Origin of the sequence: Pantoea brenneri, assembly GCF_038594305.1 — a bacterium.
GTDB classification, from domain to species: Bacteria; Pseudomonadota; Gammaproteobacteria; order Enterobacterales; family Enterobacteriaceae; genus Pantoea; species Pantoea brenneri.
Window position 1 is genome coordinate 1,984,607 of record NZ_JBCGBG010000001.1, and the last position, 17,236, is coordinate 2,001,842.

Here is a 17,236-nt window from a genome sequence, read left to right on the forward strand (position 1 = left end):
GATGAACGATAGTCCGCAGAAACGATCGATCTGGATGCGCATCCATATCGATCCGCTGTTTATGCTGGTGATTCTCGGCCTGCTGATTTACAGCGCCGTGGTGATCTGGAGCGCCAGTGGCCAGGACCCGGGCATGATGGAGCGTAAAATCGGCCAGATCGCCATGGGCCTGGTGATCATGATTGTGCTGGCGCAGGTGCCGCCGCGCGTCTACGAAGGCTGGGCGCCCTATCTCTATATCATCTGCGTCATTCTGCTGATTGCGGTAGATGCGTTTGGGCAGATCAGTAAAGGTGCTCAGCGCTGGCTTGACCTCGGTATCGTCCGCTTTCAGCCGTCGGAGATCGCAAAAATTGCCGTGCCGCTGATGGTGGCACGCTTTATCAACCGCGATGTCTGTCCGCCGACGCTGAAAAATACCGGCATCGCACTGATCCTGATTTTTGTGCCCACCCTGCTGGTGGCGGCTCAGCCCGATCTCGGTACCTCGATTCTGATTGCCGCCTCCGGACTGTTTGTGCTGTTCCTGTCCGGTATGAGCTGGAAGCTGATTGGCGTTGCGGTGCTGCTGGTGGCGGCGTTTATCCCGATTCTGTGGTTCTTCCTGATGCACGACTATCAGCGTGACCGCGTGATGATGCTGCTCGATCCGGAAAGCGATCCACTGGGTGCCGGTTACCACATCATTCAGTCAAAAATTGCCATCGGATCTGGCGGACTACGCGGCAAAGGCTGGCTGCAGGGCACCCAGTCACAGCTGGAGTTTTTGCCGGAACGCCACACTGACTTTATCTTCGCGGTACTGGCGGAGGAGTTAGGACTGGTTGGGGTACTGGTGCTGCTGGCGCTTTATCTGCTGCTGATCATGCGGGGATTGATTGTGGCAGCCCGCGCCCAGACCACGTTTGGCCGGGTAATGGCGGGCGGTTTAATGCTGATTTTATTCGTTTATGTTTTCGTTAACATTGGCATGGTTAGTGGTATCTTACCGGTAGTTGGCGTGCCGTTGCCGCTGGTCAGTTATGGCGGCTCCGCGCTTATCGTGCTCATGGCGGGATTTGGCATTGTGATGTCGATCCATACTCACCGAAAAATGTTATCTAAAAGTGTTTAAGAGGCAGCAGATGCGTAAGGAATGGCTTGGCGTTGCACTGGCATCACTGGTTCTGGCGGCCTGTACCACGCCCGAACCCCAAAATACCGCGCCGCCGCAACCGGCCTATAATGGTCCGGTGGTAGAAATACCCGGCGTTGAGCCACGCTATGAGCCGATTAATCCCGGCACCAGCCAGGATTACAGCGTCAACGGCAAAAATTATCGCATCATTAAAGATCCGTCGAACTACAGCGAAGTCGGCCTCGCCACCTGGTACGGCGAAGAAGCGCAGGGCAACCGCACCGCCACCGGCGAAGCTTACGATCCTGACGCCCTGACCGCCGCGCACCCTACTCTGCCGCTGCCGAGCTATGTGCGCGTGACCAATATCGCCAATGGCCGCCAGATTGTGGTACGGGTTAACGATCGTGGCCCGTATACGCCTGGCCGCATCATCGACCTGTCGCGCGCCGCCGGCGATCGCCTGAACATTTCCAACAATTCACGGGTTCGCGTCGATTACATTAAGGTCGCGCCGGATGGTACGCTCTCAGGTCCCGGCACCATCGGGACAGTAGTGGCGAAACAGAGTTATTCGCTGCCGGCTCGCCCGGATCTCAGCGGCGGCTCGGTGATGAGCGGCGGCAGCGCAGCCGCTTCTCAGCCGGTACCACAACAAAATGTTGAGGCGATCAGCAACAGCACTTTGCAGAGCAGTGACAACATGGGCGCGCCGGTCCAGAGCAGTGGTTTTCTCGGCGCACCCCAGCCGTTAGCCAGCGGCGTACTGGAAAGCAATCAACCGCCAGCCAGCGCGCCAGCCGTAACGGCAGCGCCAGCCAGCGCCGCACCCGCTGCGGCCAGCCCGACGCAGACTGCTGCCGGCTATGTGGTGCAGGTCGGCGCGCTGAACGATCCGGCGCGCGCGCAGCAGTTGATGAAAAGCCTGAGCCAGCGTTATGGCGTGCCCGGCACGGTAGAAACGGCGGGCAATGTGTATCGTGTCCAGCTCGGCGGTTATCCGACCCGTGCCGAAGCGGCTGCGCTGCAACAGCGCCTGAGCAGTGACGGCCAGAACGCCTCATTTATTACCAATACGCGTCGCTGATTGAACGGTTACCGTTACGTCTGCTAACAACCCAATCATCATGCCCGATGCCGGAAAGCCAGCCATTGGGTATGATGAGTGACTTTTTTAACCTCAAAACCACGGATGTTGTAGTCCTACACATGAACACGCTGAAATCATCTCGTTTGCTGAAACGCCTGACAGTGGGATCACTGATCGCCTTCTCTCTCAGCCATGCCGCTATTGCTGATGACGTCAATCTCAAGACCATGATTCCGGGCGTACCGGACATTGATGCCGAAGCGTATGTCCTTATCGACTACAACTCGGGCAAAGTGCTGGCAGAGAAAAATGCTGATGCACGCCGCGATCCCGCCAGTCTGACCAAAATGATGACCAGCTACGTGATTGGTCAGGCGGTTAAAGCCGGCAAAATCCATCAGGACGATCTGGTCACCGTCGGTCCCGATGCCTGGGCTACCGGCAACCCGGTGTTTAAAGGTTCATCGCTGATGTTCCTCAAGCCAGGCGATCGGGTTCCGGTTTCGCAGCTGACGCGTGGGATTGTGCTGCAATCGGGTAACGACGCCTGTGTCGCCATGGCGGACTATGTCGCCGGCAGCCAGGATGCGTTCGTCAACCTGATGAACAACTACGTTAAAGCGATTGGCCTGCAGAACACCCATTTCCAGACGGTACACGGCCTGGATGCTGAAGGTCAGTACAGCTCGGCGCGCGATATGGCGCTGATTGGCCAGGCGCTGATCCGCGACGTACCGGAAGAGTACGCCGTTTATAAAGAGAAAGAGTTCACCTTCAACAATATCCGTCAGATGAACCGTAACGGTCTGCTGTGGGATACCAACCTGAACGTGGATGGCATTAAAACCGGCCATACCAATGCAGCAGGTTACAACCTGGTGGCTTCGGCTACCGAAGGCCAGATGCGTCTGATCTCCGCGGTAATGGGAGGTCACACCTACAAAGGCCGCGAGACCGAAAGCAAAAAACTGCTGACCTGGGGCTTCCGTTTCTTTGAAACCGTGGCACCGCTGAAAGCGGGCAAAGAGTTTGCCTCTGAGCCGGTATGGTTTGGTGACAACGATCGCGTTCAGCTTGGGGTTGAAAAAGATGCGTACCTGACCATTCCACGTGGCCGGATGAAGGATCTGAAAGCCAGCTATGTGCTGAACAACACCGAACTGCATGCGCCGCTGAAGAAAAATCAGGTGGTCGGCAGCATCAACTTCCAGCTGGATGGCAAAACCATCGAACAGCGTCCGCTGGTGGTGTTGAATGAGATCCAGGAAGGCGGATTCTTCAGCCGCATCGTTGATTACATCAAACTGATGTTCCATCACTGGTTCGGCTAAGCGTGGCGGGTGATTGAAAAGTCACCCCATCGCCCCCATTACAGGTTATTATGATGCTCCCGCTCAGGCGGGAGTCTGTTTTTTATGCACCGGAGTTAATATGAAAACCAAACTGAATGAACTGCTCGAATTTCCTACCCCGTTTACCTACAAGGTAATGGGTCTGGCGCAACCGGAGCTGGTTGATCAAGTGGTTGAAGTGGTGCAACGCCATGCGCCCGGCGACTACAGTCCTGAAGTTAAGCCGAGCAGCAAGGGCAACTATCACTCCGTAAATATCACCATTACCGCGACCCATATAGAGCAGGTTGAACGCCTGTATGAAGAGCTGGGTAAAATCGAAATCGTACGCATGGTGCTCTGATTTGCCGGGTCGGCGAAGCGCCCTTTCCTGACGGTTTGCCGACGTTATTTTCAGCTTACTTTGTTAAAGCGGGCCATCGTTTTGTCAGTTGATACCCTTCTCGTCCGCCGGTCAGGATTACGCGACTGGCAATCCGTCTCCGACGCCATGCATCACTACACCGATCAGCGCGACAGCCTGAGCCGGGATGAGATCTGGCTGGTGGAGCATCCTCCGGTTTTTACCCAGGGCCAGGCGGGAAAAGCGGAACATCTGCTGATGCCCGGCGATATCCCGGTGGTGCAGAGCGACCGCGGCGGCCAGGTCACCTATCATGGACCGGGCCAGCAGGTTATGTACGTGCTGATTGATATCAAGCGACGCAAGATTGGCGTACGCCAGTTGGTGACGGCGCTGGAAGAGACGGTGATTACCACGCTGGCCGGTTTTGGAGTCAGCGCCCGCGCGCGTCCCGACGCGCCAGGCGTTTATGTCGGCGAGCAAAAAATCTGCTCACTCGGGCTGCGCATCCGCAAAGGCTGCTCGTTTCACGGCCTGGCGCTGAATGTCGCCATGGACCTGGCGCCCTTTTCGCGCATTAATCCCTGTGGCTATGCCGGTATGAGCATGACCCAGTTGCAGCATTTTCAACCGGACGTACGGCTGGATCAGGTGCAGGCCCCGCTGGTGACGGCGTTTGCCCGCCTGACAGGTTATGAAAATGTTGAATGGTCAGACGAAGATTTGCCGATTCAGCCTTAACGCTGAATGCGAATTTACAAATATGTAACTTATCCACGCTAACGGTGGCTGCTTCCCGGGCGATGAGATGATATAATTTTTGCACTTTTTTCAAATAAAGTTGAAAGCACCCTTCTCGGGTTGAGTGAGAACGCTTTCAAATCGCAATCCGACCGGAACCTGCTGATTTATGAGTAAACCAATTCAGATGGAACGCGGCGTCAAATATCGTGACGCAGACAAAATGGCGCTGATCCCGGTGAAAACCGTGGCCGTTGAACGGCAAGAGATGTTGCGTAAGCCGGAATGGATGAAAATCAAGCTGCCTGCTGACTCCAGTCGTATTCAGGGCATTAAAGCCGCGATGCGAAAAAATGGACTTCACTCGGTCTGTGAAGAGGCCTCCTGTCCAAACCTGGCCGAATGCTTCAACCACGGTACCGCCACCTTTATGATCCTCGGCGCTATCTGTACCCGCCGTTGCCCCTTCTGCGATGTCGCGCATGGCCGCCCTAATGCACCCGATGCGAATGAGCCCGGCAAGCTGGCGCAAACCATCGCTGACATGGGCCTGCGTTATGTGGTGATCACCTCGGTTGACCGTGACGATCTGCGTGATGGCGGTGCTCAGCACTTTGCCGACTGCATCAGTGCGATTCGTGAAAAGAACCCGACCATCAAAATCGAAACTCTGGTGCCTGACTTCCGCGGCCGGATGGATCGCGCCCTGGATATTCTGACCGCTACCCCGCCGGATGTGTTTAACCATAACCTGGAGAACGTGCCACGCGTTTATCGTCAGGTTCGTCCGGGTGCTAACTACGAGTGGTCACTGAAGCTGCTGGAGCGTTTCAAAGAAGCGCACCCGCACATTCCGACCAAATCTGGCCTGATGGTAGGTCTGGGTGAAACCAATGCGGAAATCGTCGAAGTGATGCGCGATCTGCGTCGTCACGGCGTCACGATGCTGACCCTCGGCCAGTATCTGCAGCCCAGCCGTCACCACCTGCCGGTTCAGCGCTACGTCAGTCCGGCGGAATTTGATGAGATGAAAGAAGAAGCCATGGCGATGGGCTTTACCCACGCGGCGTGCGGTCCGTTTGTCCGCTCTTCTTATCATGCGGACATGCAGGCCAAAGGGCTCGAAGTTAAATAAGCCGGCTGCCTGTGGCGTAACGTCAGGCGCTCGCCTGAAAACAAAAAAACCAGACTGGAAACAGCCTGGTTTTTTTAATGTCGGTCTGACATAACAAGTAACAATTATTTTCAGTAAATAACTGATTAATCTTTATGGACGACGCGTTCAGCCGGGACTTCTTCAGCCGGAGTTCGGGCTGCGCTGGTGTCTTCATCTTTCATGGCTTTCTTGAAGCCCTTGATTGCGGAGCCCAGATCGCCACCCAGAGAGCGTAACTTGTTGGTGCCAAAAAGCAGTACGATAAGCGCACCGATGATCAGCAGTTTGGCAATACTGATACCTTCCATATTTAACCTTTCAACTTCAGCGAATAACGGTGACTGTTATTTACGCGCAGTTTGCGTGCTGCCACAACTGCAATCTGTAACAGAGTAAGATCGGAGCGGCGATCTTATCAGATAAAACGGCTGAGGAAAGCCTGAGTACGCGGATGCTGCGGATTAGCAATCACCTGTTCCGGCGTCCCCTGCTCCACCACTACGCCGCCATCCATAAACACCACCCGGTCGGCCGCCTCACGGGCGAAGCTGATCTCATGGGTTACCACAATCATCGTCAGTCCCTGATCGGCCAGGGTTCGCATGGTCGCCAGCACTTCACCCACCAGTTCAGGGTCCAGCGCCGAAGTAGGCTCATCAAACAACATTAACTGCGGCTTAATGGCTAAGGCGCGCGCAATCGCCACGCGCTGTTGCTGGCCGCCCGACAGATGACGCGGCCAGGCATCCGCCTTATCGCTCAATCCCACCGTTGCCAGCAGTGACCGGGCATGCGCCAGCGCCTGCTGACGCGGAAATTTATGCACGCCGATAGGTGCCTCAATAATATTTTGCAGTACCGTCATGTGGGGATAAAGGTTGAACTGCTGAAACACCATGCCAATCTTCTGGCGCTGACGGGCGATCTGACGTGAGGACAGGCGATGCAGCAGATTGCGTTTCAGCACGTAGCCGATCTGCTGATCGCCGACCCGTATCGATCCGCCATTCATCTCTTCGAGATGGTTGATGCAGCGCAGAAAGGTCGATTTACCCGAGCCTGAAGGTCCGAGGATCACCACCACCTCACCGGGCCAGACATCAAGATCGATCCCTTTCAACACCTGATTGTCGCCATAACGCTTCTGCACGTTACGGGCGCAGACTAACGGCTCAGCCTGGCTCATTGCTCCTCCTTCTGTTGCTGTGCGGTGGCCGCCAGCGCGCCTGGGCGCTTCGCCACGCTGGTCACCCGTCGGGTGCCACGCGCGTAATAGCGCTCAATGGCGGACTGACCCAGGTTGAGGATCGAGGTAATCAGCAGATACCAGATTACCGCGACCATCAGCATTGGAATAATTTCAAAAGTGCGGTTGTAGATCGCCTGCACCGAATAGAGCAGATCGCCCATAGCAATCACGCTCACCAGCGACGTCGCCTTGATCATGCTGATCAGCTGATTACCGGTGGGCGGGATAATCGAACGCATCGCCTGCGGAATAATGATCCGCCGCAGGGCCCGCGCCCGGCTCATACCAAACGCCTGGGTGGTTTCAATCTGACCATTATCCACTGACAGCAGTCCGGCGCGGATAATTTCAGCCATATAGGCCGCTTCGTTAAGCGCCAGCCCGGCGATAGCGGCGGTCAGTGGGGTGATCAGATCGTTGGTATTCCAGCGCGCCAGCGTGATGTCGGTCCACGGTAACGTCAGGGATAACGCAGGAAACAGGGTCGAGAGGTTGTACCAGAAAATCAGCTGCACCAGCAGCGGCGTTCCGCGAAAGAACCAGATATAGAGCCCGGCAATGCCGCGCAACAGTCGGTTGTCCGACAGCCGCCAGACGCCTAACAGCAGCCCCAGCAGCGTACCCAGCACCATCGAAACCAGCGTCAGCCCCAGCGTAACCTGTAGCCCTTTCAGCACCGAGCCTTCGGTGAACCACTTCAGCACCACCTGCCATTCAAAATTGGGGTTGGTCATCACCAGCCACAGCAGGTTAGAGCCAACCACCAGCACCACAATCCAGCTGACCCAGCGTCCATAGGCCGGCGCGCTGCGGGCGAAAGCCACGTCGCGCAACTGTGCCTCATCACGCTGCTGTTCCCTGATCGGCGAATCGTGGCGGCTCAGGCTCATTTAGCCTCCTGTTTTGCCAGGTTCAGCCCTGGCGCAGCGGTCATGTTGTCCTCCAGCTGCCATTTTTTCATGATGGCGGCATAGGTCCCGTTCTGATAGAGCACCTTGTAAGCATCAAGAACCACGCCGCCTAACGGCGATCCTTTCGGCACCACGGTGCCCTGGAAAATGTCACCGAAGCCGTTCTTATGTCCTTTGCCCGCCAGCTCGAGCTGGCCTTTGGCCTGATTGACAAACCAGGTCAGCGGCGCCTGGGAGGAGAAAAAAGCATCCGAGCGTTTCGAGCGCACCGCGAGGATTGACGAAGGCTGATCGGTAAAGGCCTGCACCGTGACTGCCGGTTTGCCGGCGGCGGTACAGCGCGCCGATTGTTGACGGATTACCTGTTCCGCAGAGCCTGCTGCCATCACCGCGATCCGTTTGCCACAGGTATCATCAAGCTGGTTGATCTGCGCCGGGTTGCCCTTCTGGACGCCAAACACCACGAATTCCTGCACAAAATCGATGAAGTCCACCTTCTGCTGACGATCCGGATAGTCGCCAATCGGGCCAATCGCCAGCTGATAGCGGCCAGCGTTAATGCCGGTCAGCACGCCGGACAGGCCACTCACCGTGGCGTGATCGATCTTCACGCCCAGCAGCTGCGACAGTGCAGTAGTGAGATCCGCCGAGGCACCCTCCATCGAATGCGGGCCATTGACGATCTCATACGGCGGGAAAGATCCATTGTTGACCGAAATCATCCGGCCCGCTTTTTTGATCTGATCCGGCAGGCGGTCATGTAAAGCCTGATCGACCGTCTGGGTCGGCAGGGTGTCAGCAGCCTGCGCCAGGCTGGCGGTCAGACTCAGCGCCAGCGTTAAGGCGGTTACGCGGTTAATCATGGTTCGTCCTCCAGGGTCAGGGGTGTCAGTTCAGCTCGGGACGGGCGAAACGACGATTCTCCAGCACCGGCAGCACGCGGCGGGCGTAGGCGATGCGGTCAGGATCAATATCGGCAAACATCAGCGTCGGCGATTCTGCCGCATTAGCGATCACCACGCCCAGCGGATCGACCACCAGACTGTTGCCGATATTGCGCGGACCACATTCCCCGACAGCCACCACGTAGCAGGTATTTTCCAGCGCCCGGGCGCGGTTCAGCAGCTCCCAGTGCATCTCTTTCAGCGGTCCTTTTACCCACGCGGCAGGCAGCACCAGCAGGTCTGCGCCATCCAGCACCAGCCGGCGCGCCAGCTCCGGGAAGCGCACGTCATAACAGGTCATCAGACCGACTTTTAACCCCGCCACCTCGACCAGCGGCGGAATGACATGGCCCGGATTCACCCGCTGCGACTCCTGCATGGCGAAGGCATCGTAAAGATGCAGTTTTTCATAGGCCGCAATGATTTTGCCGTTGCGAATAGCGATCAACACGTTGAGGGCTTTTTGCTCTGCGGCGGGAACATGCACGCTCATCATGGTGGTGAGGGCGTTATGCTGGCTGGCCGCCAGCAGCTGGCTGACAAACGGGCCGTCCAGCGGTTGCGCCGCCTTTAACACTAAATCGGGATCGGTAATATCACGCGCCAGTACCCCTTCCGGCAGCACCAGCAGATCGGCACCGCCCGCAGCGGCCCGCTGCATTAACGTCAGGCAGAGGGTGGCGTTCTCCTGCCATTCACGGCTGACGGCAAATTGTCCCATCGCAACTTTCATCATTTCTCTCCTCCTGCCAGCGGAAATATCGCTTCCGGCGTCAGTAATCTGTGGGTTAATCCCTGCTGGAACAGTTCACGGCCAAAATCCGCAATCATCTTTCTATTAGCGGCAAAACCATTCTCATTCCAGCTGGCCGGTAATTCCTGCGCGGTCCGTCGCAAATCGTCCAGCAGCCACGGCGTGGTGTCGGCATATTTCTCCCTTTTCTGCATCCACAAAGCATAGGAGCGATCGATCACCTCACTGAGTGCGGCAGGCAGCCACGGATGCTGCGCCGCCAGCGCCGGTTTTATCGCCAGAATATGAATGCCGGGCACATAGCCGACGCGGTTGAAGTAGGCCCGCTCAGCCTGATAGAAGTCAGGCTGGAGCTGACGCAGACCGGACGCCGGCAGAAAAAAGCCTTCCGGCATAAACGGGGTAAACACCGCATCCAGCTCACCCGCTTTCAGCAGCTCAATCAGGGGGCGCTCGCCTGGCGCAGGCTCAATCCGGCCCGGTCGGCCAAACCCCGCCAGCCGGTCGACAATCGGATGATCGGCTGTCAGCCGCCCGGCAAACCAGCGGACGTCATCAATCCCGACTCCCGCTTCGCGCAGCACCGTACGCGTCCAGGTATTGCCCGAATCCTGCCAGCCGGTAACACCGATTCTTTTGCCCTTCAGCTCTGCAGGCGTCGTGATGGGACTCTCCGCCGTGGTAATGATGCAGCGCTGACGAAAACCGCGCATCAGGAAGTGCGGTAAGCCCAGCAGTGACGCATCGTCTCTGGCCCGCGCCTGGGCGTAACGGCTGAATGACACTTCGCCGGCGTCATAATCGGGGCTGCTGGCAAGGTCATTAACCAGCGTTCCGACCCGATCGATCTGCAGATCGAAGTCGTCCGGTGTGATATCGCCCAGCGCCAGGGGAGTAAAGTAGTCCCAGTCGCGCACTGCCAGTCTGATACTCAGCCTTGCCATGATCTCTCCGTTTACGCCGTGCCGCGAGGACGGGCGGGTTAATGCATCAAATAGTGCTTGAATTTGATACTAGATCCGGAATACTGACCTGAACAATCATTAATTTGTTACTGAACAAAGTATTTTCTTATGACGCAAATGGTCGATCTGAACTGGTTTTGTAACCAGATAACTACTCCATCAGTAAAAGGGATTGCTCAGGCAGCATCAGGCCTGATTCGTGACGGGCAGATTGCTGTCGGGATGCAGATGCCGGCGGTACGGGAGATCGCGGAGCGGCTGGGGATCAGCCCGGCAACCGTTTCTGCTGCCTGGTCGCAGCTAAGGAAGCATAAAGTGCTGGCGGGTAAAGGACGCAGCGGTGTCTGGGTCAGCGGCAATAGCGTCATGCCGCGACCGATCCGCTTTGAAAAGATCGGCAATTATGGCGAACACATTCGCGCCGATCTGGCGATGGCCTCCCCCGATCCTGCTTTGTTACCTGAGCTGCAAAACGCACTGCAGGCGGCGTTGCGATCGCCACAGCTGAACAGCTACACCCGTGAAGCCATTTCAGCGCCGCTGCTTCAGGCGATAACGCCGCGCTGGCCTTATCCGGCGGAAGCCTTCCTGGCAACCGACGGCGGCTTCGATGCGATGAATTTGCTGGTGCAGACGCTGGTTTCCCCTGGCGATCGGGTGATCATTGAAGATCCCACCGCCACCCGCCTGCTTGATATGCTGGATAATGTCGGCGCTGAGATTTTGCCGCTGGCCTGTGATGATGAGGGGCCGTTGCCAGAGGTATTAAGCACCCTGCTGACACGCGCGCCGGTGATGCTGATTTATCAGCCGCGCACCCATTCCGCCACCGGACGGACAATCAGTGTGGCGCGGCGTCAGGCGCTGGCACAGGTGCTGGCGAACAGCAGCACGCTGATCGTGGAAGATGATGGCATTGGTGATCTTTCGGCCGCGGAGAGCTGGAGTCTGGGGACGCAGTTTCCCGAGCGTACCCTGCACGTCCGCTCCTTTTCCAAAGCCTACGGACCCGATTTGCGGCTGGCGGTATTATCCGCCACGGCGGAGATGGTAAAGCGTATTCAGGCATGGCGAAACTTTGGCGTCAGCTGGACCAGCCGTATTTTGCAGGATGCGGTAGCATGGTTGCTGGAGGATGAGGTGACCCAGCAGCAGATAGCCACGTCACGACAGGTTTATCATCAGCGTCGCGAGCAACTGCGGCAGGCGCTGGCGCAGCGTGGACTGATGCTGCCGCCACAGGATGGACTGAGTCTCTATATTCCGGTGGCCTCAGAGCAATTCGCCATGATTACGCTGGCCGCGCGCGGTATCGCCGTGCTACCCGGTGAGCGTTGCCGGCTGGGAGCGACGCAGTTTATCCGGGTCAGTATTGCCAGCCTGAAAGATGAACAGCGTGAGATGATCGCTGAAGCGCTGGTCATCGCGTCCGGCCGTGAAGCTAGCGCGCGGGCAGATCTTTAACGTGGTAGCGCGGCGATTCAACATAACCCTCACGGGCATAAAACTGATTCGCCTTGAGGCGGGATTGATGACAATGCACTTCCATCCGATCGCATCCGCGCTGAGTTGCCAGTGATTCGGCGTGCTGTAGCAGCTGCTGGCCGACCCCTTTGCTGCGCTCACCTTCCGCAATGCAGAAGTAGCTGATGCGGGCAAAATCCCCGGCCAGCGCCAGTTGCGGGATAAAGTGCATCGATAAAAAGCCGAGCACCTGATTGCCGAACTCGGCCACCAGCAATGCTTCACTGGGATCGCTGCTCAACTGCGCCAGACGCTGCTCAATGAAATTTTCGGTGCCGCCATAACCTAACTCACTCAGCAGTGCACTGAGCGCAAAACTGTCTTTTAAATCCGCCTGACGTATATTCATCCTGTTTCCTCAGTCGCCCGCTGCCGTCACCTTGTTATATAGCGTTGGACAATAAAAAGCTGCAAGTAAGGTTGTTAGGATTATGTTACGAGGATTTATTGTGAAGCGCCGCGCAGTTTGTGCGGCCAGCACGCCGCTGCAGGGGCTTTTGATGCGGAGGTGTCGCGGATGGCAGCCATAAAAAAACCCGCCATAAGGCGGGTTTTTAGAATTCTGACTGTTAACTTACAGACTGATAACGTTAGCAGCAGATGGGCCTTTCGCGCCGTCGGTGATTTCAAACTCAACGCGCTGACCTTCAGCCAGAGTTTTGAAGCCGTTGCTCTGGATTGCAGAGAAATGTACGAATACATCTTTGCTGCCATCTTCAGGAGTAATGAAACCGAATCCTTTAGATTCATTAAACCACTTAACGTTACCTTTGATCTTAGACATCTATATTACCTTTACATGAAAAATGGACACTAAACTGTGTCGCCATCTAGTACAGCAATTGCGGAGGGATTTGTCCAGTGCGATTTGATGAAAAAGTGATAAATTTCGACTTTCTGCTTACCCATCACACTTTCCTACTTTTTACCTTGCCAAAAAAACCCTTTTTGTTGCAGGGGAATAGTCATCAAGCCGGCGGTAACCTGCTGGAAACTGGATGATTTTCCGCTCAGTGATCCAGGTTGAGTTCAGGCTTAGCTCAGGTTAAGCATTAAAATCCATTTTGCTGATAAGCAGACCATCCGGCGATAAACATCGCATTGTCGCCGCCATTTCAGCCGATGACATCGCTGCCGGTCAGGCCGTTTTTGTCATTTTTATCCGCTTTTCAGCCCATTTTCCTCTTCCGGCCCGCCTGCGGCAGCAATCACCTGCCAGAGATGCGACTTAAGCGCTGGCGTCACTGTCAGTTAAATCTGCTTTTTACCTGTTCCAGATCAGGCTGTGGTGCCGCAGGAGACCCCACAGACCGCCTGCCTGCTCATATTCCAGGCTAAAGATTAAAAACATTGATTCAAATCAAAGAAATGCCTTTCTGCTATTCAATACGCATTTGGCAACAAACAATAGCGGTCATAAGACACTATTTTTTTCTGCACCCGGCAGGATAATATTGGCAGGGAATAAATAAGGAATGTTTACCTGTCGGATTGATCAGCGGCTAAATCCACCTTTGTGACTAACAGGGAGAACAGCATCAGGATGGTAATGAAAATTCGTTGTAACCAATGCGGAAGTGCCCGGTTTATTTTTACTGAACGCGATGGTGAAGCTTTCACTTTCCACGGTGCCTGTTGTGCACACTGTAAGAAGCGACTGGAGGCGAAAGATCTGCTGCCTGAAACGCCGATGGACCCGATCGCCCATTGCCTGATTGATCAGCATAAAAATGCCTCGGGCACCTGAGTAAGGTGCCCGCTGAAGCTGAAACCGAAAAGCGCGATCAGAAAATCAGTTTGAAGACCCCTGTCAGGGTGAGCAGACCCACGATAAAAATGATGGCAATAATCCACAGAATAATTTTCATTTCCTTCTCCCTCACCAATAAAAAACCTTTCCCGTAAACAGTATAGCCAAAAAAATGACCTTTGCCGCTTCCCTTGCCCGGCCTTCATTCTGACGGCGGCTTATCGCTGCTTTAATCGAAATTCTGCGGAGCGGATCGCAACGCGAAATTTTTGCGGCGGCTGTTTTTCGATTTGCAGATAAATCCTGGCTAAAATTTAACCGGCAAGGCAGGCCTCTTTGGTTATCACCTGAATATGCTTAGCAAGGAGATCTTATGACCACCATTAATACCAGCATGGGCCGCTACAGCCTAAAGGCAAAAAACAGCGGCGATCACATCAAAGGCTCTTTCGCCATCAATGATGAAGGCGGCACTCAACTCACGATGCAGGAGTTTGAGGAGCATTACCTTGATGATGTGGTGAACAACGTGATTTATCCGGTCACTGGCGGCAACCGCGAGATTGCGCGTGCGCTGCGGGAACAAATGATTAAAGCCGGTTTTGAACAGCCACATTAAGCTGTTCTGCCGCATTCTGAGCGAAATTCCGGGCCGCACACTGCGGCCCTTTTCCGGCTTAAAAACTGACTTGCCGTTGTCCCTTTTTCGCCGCAGGATGACCTATCCCACTGAAAAGGAGTACAACGTGAGCACCCTACTTCACATTAATGCCACACGCCTGCATCAGTTCACCGAAGCGATCTGGCTTGCTGCCGGTAGTCAGCAGGAAGAGGCGCGTCTGGTGGCCGATCATCTGGTGGCCGCCAACCTGGCCGGACACGATTCGCACGGCGTCGGCATGATCCCCAGCTACATGGCGTCACTGAAACAGGGACATCTGCAACTCAATCAGCGTCCCACGCTGGATAAAGACAACGGTGCGGTGCTGACGCTGAATGCCCATCAGGGCTTTGGTCAGGTCGCCGCCTGGGAAGCGATGAAGCTCGGTATCGAACGGGCGGAGAAACTGGGCATCGCCGCAGTCGGTCTGCACCATTCGCACCACATCGGCCGTATCGGTCACTGGGCCGAGCAATGCGCGGCGGCGGGTTTCGTCTCCTTCCATTTCGTTAACGTGATGGGCGACCCGATGGTCGCGCCATTCGGCGGCAGCGATCGGCGCTTTGGCACCAATCCATTCTGCGCCATTTTCCCGCGCCCGCATGCCCGGCCGCTGCTGCTCGATTTCGCCACCAGCGGCATTGCCTATGGCAAAACCCGGGTGGCATGGAACAAGGGTGTCGAAGTCGCACCGGGTTACCTGATCGATGCGCAGGGTCAGCCGACGACCGACCCGGGCGTGATGCACCAGTCACCGCATGGTTCGCTGCTGCCCTTTGGTCTGCACAAGGGCTATGCGCTGGCGACGCTGTGTGAAATTCTCGGCGGAGCGTTGTCGGGTGGACGCACCACGCATCAGGCCACCTTGCAGAGCGGCAATGACGCCATTTTTAACTGCATGACCACCGTTATCCTCAATCCGGCGGCGTTTGATGCGCCCGCGATGCAGGATGAGGCGGAAGCTTTTCTTGACTGGGTTAAAGCGTCGCCACCCAGTGGTGATGCGCCGATTCAGGTACCGGGTGAATGGGAAGAGGCCAATCGTATTGCCCGCGATCGTGAGGGCATTCCGCTGGATAGCACCAGCTGGCAGCAGATCTGTCAGGCAGCAACAGAGGCGGGGATGTCGGCGGAGGAACTGGCGGCTTTCCGCGCGCTGGCGGTGTAACGCAGGCGGGAACAGCACGCCGCTGGCAGATTGTCTGCCAGCGGCTGCGGGTTAAATCACCATCGACAGCAGTAAGCAGCCAATCAGGCCGCAGACGGAAATGATGGTTTCCAGCGCTGACCACGACCGAATGGTTTCACCGATCGTCAGGTTGAAATACTCCTTAAACAGCCAGAAGCCAGGATCGTTGACGTGAGAGAAAATCACGCTGCCTGAACCAACCGCAATCACCATCAGTTCCGGGCTGGCACCGCTGGTGACAATCAGCGGCGCAACAATACCACCGGCGGTGATCGCCGCAACCGTTGCCGACCCCAGCGCAATGCGCAGTACTGCCGCAATCGACCACGCCATAAAGATCGGCGAGAGCTGGGTAGAGTGCATCATGTTAGCGATATATTTATCCACGCCGCTGTCGACCAGCACCTGCTTAAAGGCACCGCCACCACCGATAATTAACAGCATCATGGCGATGATTTTGATCGAATCGCTCAGGGTCTCCATCACCTGATCCATGCTGCGGCCCCGGTTCAGACCGAAAGTAAAGATCGCAATCAGTACCGCAATCAGCGTAGCCATCACCGGATCGCCGAAGAACTCGGCGTAAGGCAGCAGCACATGGCCTTTCGGCAACAGCATCTCGGCCACCGCACGCAACGCCATCAGCACCACCGGAACCAGTGAGGTCCAGACGCTGACGCCAAAGCCCGGCATCTCTGCTTCGGTAAAGGTTTTCGGGTTGTAAAGCCCCTGCGGGATCGGTTTATCAATGCCTTTCAGGAAGCGGGCATAGACCGGACCGGCCAGAATTACGGTAGGAATGCCGAGCAGCGTACCGAACAGCAGCGTTTTTCCCATATCCGCATTGAACAGCGTGGCAATGGCGGTCGGACCCGGATGCGGCGGTAAAAAGCCGTGCGTCACTGAGAGCGCGGCGGCCATCGGCACCCCGACATAGAGCAGCGGGACGCGCGCCGATGCGGCCACGCTGAACACCAGCGGCAGCATCAGTACAAAGCCCACTTCATAGAACAGCGCAAAGCCGACGATAAAGCCGGTCAGCACCAGCGCCCACTGAATATGCTTTGTGCCAAACTTTTCGATTAAGGTGGTGGCAATCCGCTGCGCGCCCCCGCAATCGGCCAGCATCTTACCGAGCATGGCACCAAAGCCCATGATCAGCGCCAGGCTGCCGAGCGTGCCGCCCACACCGGTTTTAATCGAGGTAATCACTTTATTGACCGGCATGCCCTGCATCACACCGACCGCCAGCGCCACCAGAATGAGCGCGATAAATCCATTAAGCTTAAAGCGAATCATCAGCAGCAGCAGTAACGCGACGCCGATCGCCACATAGAGTAATGGCATAGGTTTTCTCCACCTTGCGCACTGAACGGCGTTCAGTGCCGGTTTGTTATCATCATCCCCTGAGGGCTACAAAACAGTGCGCTTGTAAGAGTTTTTAACATTCCGACAACCGCTGTTACCGATAACATGTTAAGGGTAACATC

20 protein-coding genes are annotated in these 17,236 nt (G+C 56.1%); 10 read left to right on the forward strand and 10 right to left on the reverse strand.

Annotation, left to right across the window (positions count from 1 at the left end; genetic code table 11):
* The first annotated feature begins 1 nt into the window (after nt 1).
* From mrdB to lipA, 6 genes are all read left to right on the forward strand, one after another.
* Complete coding sequence (gene mrdB / locus AABB92_RS09335) at nt 2-1,114, forward strand: peptidoglycan glycosyltransferase MrdB (protein ID WP_046288546.1); 1,113 nt, start codon at nt 2-4, stop codon at nt 1,112-1,114.
* Nucleotides 1,115-1,124: 10 nt separating this feature from the next.
* Nucleotides 1,125-2,204 carry an endolytic peptidoglycan transglycosylase RlpA gene (gene rlpA / locus AABB92_RS09340; RefSeq protein WP_046288461.1) on the forward strand — a complete coding sequence of 360 codons (1,080 nt, stop codon included), beginning with the start codon at nt 1,125-1,127 and terminating at the stop codon, nt 2,202-2,204.
* Nucleotides 2,205-2,326: 122 nt separating this feature from the next.
* Nucleotides 2,327-3,538 carry a D-alanyl-D-alanine carboxypeptidase DacA gene (gene dacA / locus AABB92_RS09345; protein ID WP_031377759.1) on the forward strand — a complete coding sequence of 404 codons (1,212 nt, stop codon included), beginning with the start codon at nt 2,327-2,329 and terminating at the stop codon, nt 3,536-3,538.
* A 100-nt stretch (nt 3,539-3,638) separates the two neighbouring features.
* The gene (gene ybeD, locus AABB92_RS09350; RefSeq protein WP_031377758.1) at nt 3,639-3,902 is read left to right on the forward strand and encodes a DUF493 family protein YbeD; all 264 of its coding nucleotides are present in this window, start codon (nt 3,639-3,641) and stop codon (nt 3,900-3,902) included.
* A gap of 81 nt (nt 3,903-3,983) precedes the next feature.
* Nucleotides 3,984-4,643: a lipoyl(octanoyl) transferase LipB gene (lipB, locus tag AABB92_RS09355; protein WP_031377757.1), complete on the forward strand. Its 660-nt coding sequence runs from the start codon at nt 3,984-3,986 to the stop codon at nt 4,641-4,643.
* Between the two features lie 169 nt (nt 4,644-4,812).
* The gene (lipA, locus tag AABB92_RS09360) at nt 4,813-5,778 is read left to right on the forward strand and encodes a lipoyl synthase (RefSeq protein ID WP_046288462.1); all 966 of its coding nucleotides are present in this window, start codon (nt 4,813-4,815) and stop codon (nt 5,776-5,778) included.
* 125 nt (nt 5,779-5,903) lie between these two features.
* Here the strand turns inward: lipA and tatE are convergent, their stop codons facing one another.
* The 6 genes from tatE to AABB92_RS09390 form a co-directional block, all read right to left on the reverse strand.
* Nucleotides 5,904-6,107 carry a twin-arginine translocase subunit TatE gene (gene tatE, locus AABB92_RS09365; RefSeq protein WP_031377756.1) on the reverse strand — a complete coding sequence of 68 codons (204 nt, stop codon included), beginning with the start codon at nt 6,105-6,107 and terminating at the stop codon, nt 5,904-5,906.
* A gap of 107 nt (nt 6,108-6,214) precedes the next feature.
* Nucleotides 6,215-6,985, reverse strand: coding sequence for an amino acid ABC transporter ATP-binding protein (locus AABB92_RS09370; RefSeq protein ID WP_031377755.1), 771 nt, complete (start codon nt 6,983-6,985; stop codon nt 6,215-6,217).
* Entirely contained in the window at nt 6,982-7,938 is a 957-nt protein-coding gene (locus tag AABB92_RS09375; RefSeq protein WP_031377754.1) for an amino acid ABC transporter permease, read from the reverse strand. Before AABB92_RS09375 ends, AABB92_RS09370 begins: the two co-directional genes overlap by 4 nt.
* Entirely contained in the window at nt 7,935-8,822 is an 888-nt protein-coding gene (locus AABB92_RS09380; protein ID WP_046288463.1) for an ABC transporter substrate-binding protein, read from the reverse strand. The genes AABB92_RS09375 and AABB92_RS09380 overlap by 4 nt, the downstream gene beginning before the upstream one ends.
* A gap of 25 nt (nt 8,823-8,847) precedes the next feature.
* Nucleotides 8,848-9,636, reverse strand: a complete 789-nt coding sequence (locus tag AABB92_RS09385; RefSeq protein ID WP_031377753.1) for a deaminated glutathione amidase — start codon at nt 9,634-9,636, stop codon at nt 8,848-8,850.
* A complete protein-coding gene (locus AABB92_RS09390) occupies nt 9,636-10,601 on the reverse strand; it encodes an ABC transporter substrate-binding protein (RefSeq protein ID WP_031377752.1) in 966 nt (321 codons plus the stop codon). The genes AABB92_RS09385 and AABB92_RS09390 overlap by 1 nt, the downstream gene beginning before the upstream one ends.
* Before the next feature lie 129 nt (nt 10,602-10,730).
* Here AABB92_RS09390 and AABB92_RS09395 point away from each other — a divergent pair, with 129 nt between their 5' ends.
* A complete protein-coding gene (locus AABB92_RS09395; protein WP_031377751.1) occupies nt 10,731-12,086 on the forward strand; it encodes an aminotransferase-like domain-containing protein in 1,356 nt (451 codons plus the stop codon).
* On the opposite strand, the gene AABB92_RS09400 is transcribed toward AABB92_RS09395, so the two are convergent.
* Nucleotides 12,064-12,495, reverse strand: coding sequence for a GNAT family N-acetyltransferase (locus AABB92_RS09400; protein ID WP_031377750.1), 432 nt, complete (start codon nt 12,493-12,495; stop codon nt 12,064-12,066). The genes AABB92_RS09395 and AABB92_RS09400 overlap by 23 nt on opposite strands.
* 225 nt (nt 12,496-12,720) lie before the next feature.
* A complete protein-coding gene (cspE, locus tag AABB92_RS09405; protein WP_006118399.1) occupies nt 12,721-12,930 on the reverse strand; it encodes a transcription antiterminator/RNA stability regulator CspE in 210 nt (69 codons plus the stop codon).
* A gap of 765 nt (nt 12,931-13,695) precedes the next feature.
* Here cspE and AABB92_RS09410 point away from each other — a divergent pair.
* Entirely contained in the window at nt 13,696-13,893 is a 198-nt protein-coding gene (locus AABB92_RS09410; RefSeq protein WP_227021875.1) for a hypothetical protein, read from the forward strand.
* Between the two features lie 37 nt (nt 13,894-13,930).
* Here the strand turns inward: AABB92_RS09410 and AABB92_RS23525 are convergent, their stop codons facing one another.
* The gene (locus AABB92_RS23525; RefSeq protein WP_019105993.1) at nt 13,931-14,014 is read right to left on the reverse strand and encodes a small membrane protein YohP; all 84 of its coding nucleotides are present in this window, start codon (nt 14,012-14,014) and stop codon (nt 13,931-13,933) included.
* Nucleotides 14,015-14,269: 255 nt separating this feature from the next.
* Here AABB92_RS23525 and AABB92_RS09415 point away from each other — a divergent pair, with 255 nt between their 5' ends.
* Together AABB92_RS09415 and AABB92_RS09420 are read left to right on the forward strand one after the other, a co-directional pair.
* On the forward strand, nt 14,270-14,515 hold the full coding sequence (locus AABB92_RS09415; RefSeq protein ID WP_031377748.1) for a hypothetical protein: 246 nt from the start codon (nt 14,270-14,272) through the stop codon (nt 14,513-14,515).
* A gap of 127 nt (nt 14,516-14,642) precedes the next feature.
* On the forward strand, nt 14,643-15,725 hold the full coding sequence (locus AABB92_RS09420) for a malate/lactate/ureidoglycolate dehydrogenase (protein ID WP_031377747.1): 1,083 nt from the start codon (nt 14,643-14,645) through the stop codon (nt 15,723-15,725).
* Between the two features lie 51 nt (nt 15,726-15,776).
* On the opposite strand, the gene gntT is transcribed toward AABB92_RS09420, so the two are convergent.
* A complete protein-coding gene (gene gntT, locus AABB92_RS09425; protein ID WP_031377746.1) occupies nt 15,777-17,093 on the reverse strand; it encodes a gluconate transporter in 1,317 nt (438 codons plus the stop codon).
* Nucleotides 17,094-17,236: the final 143 nt, after the last annotated feature.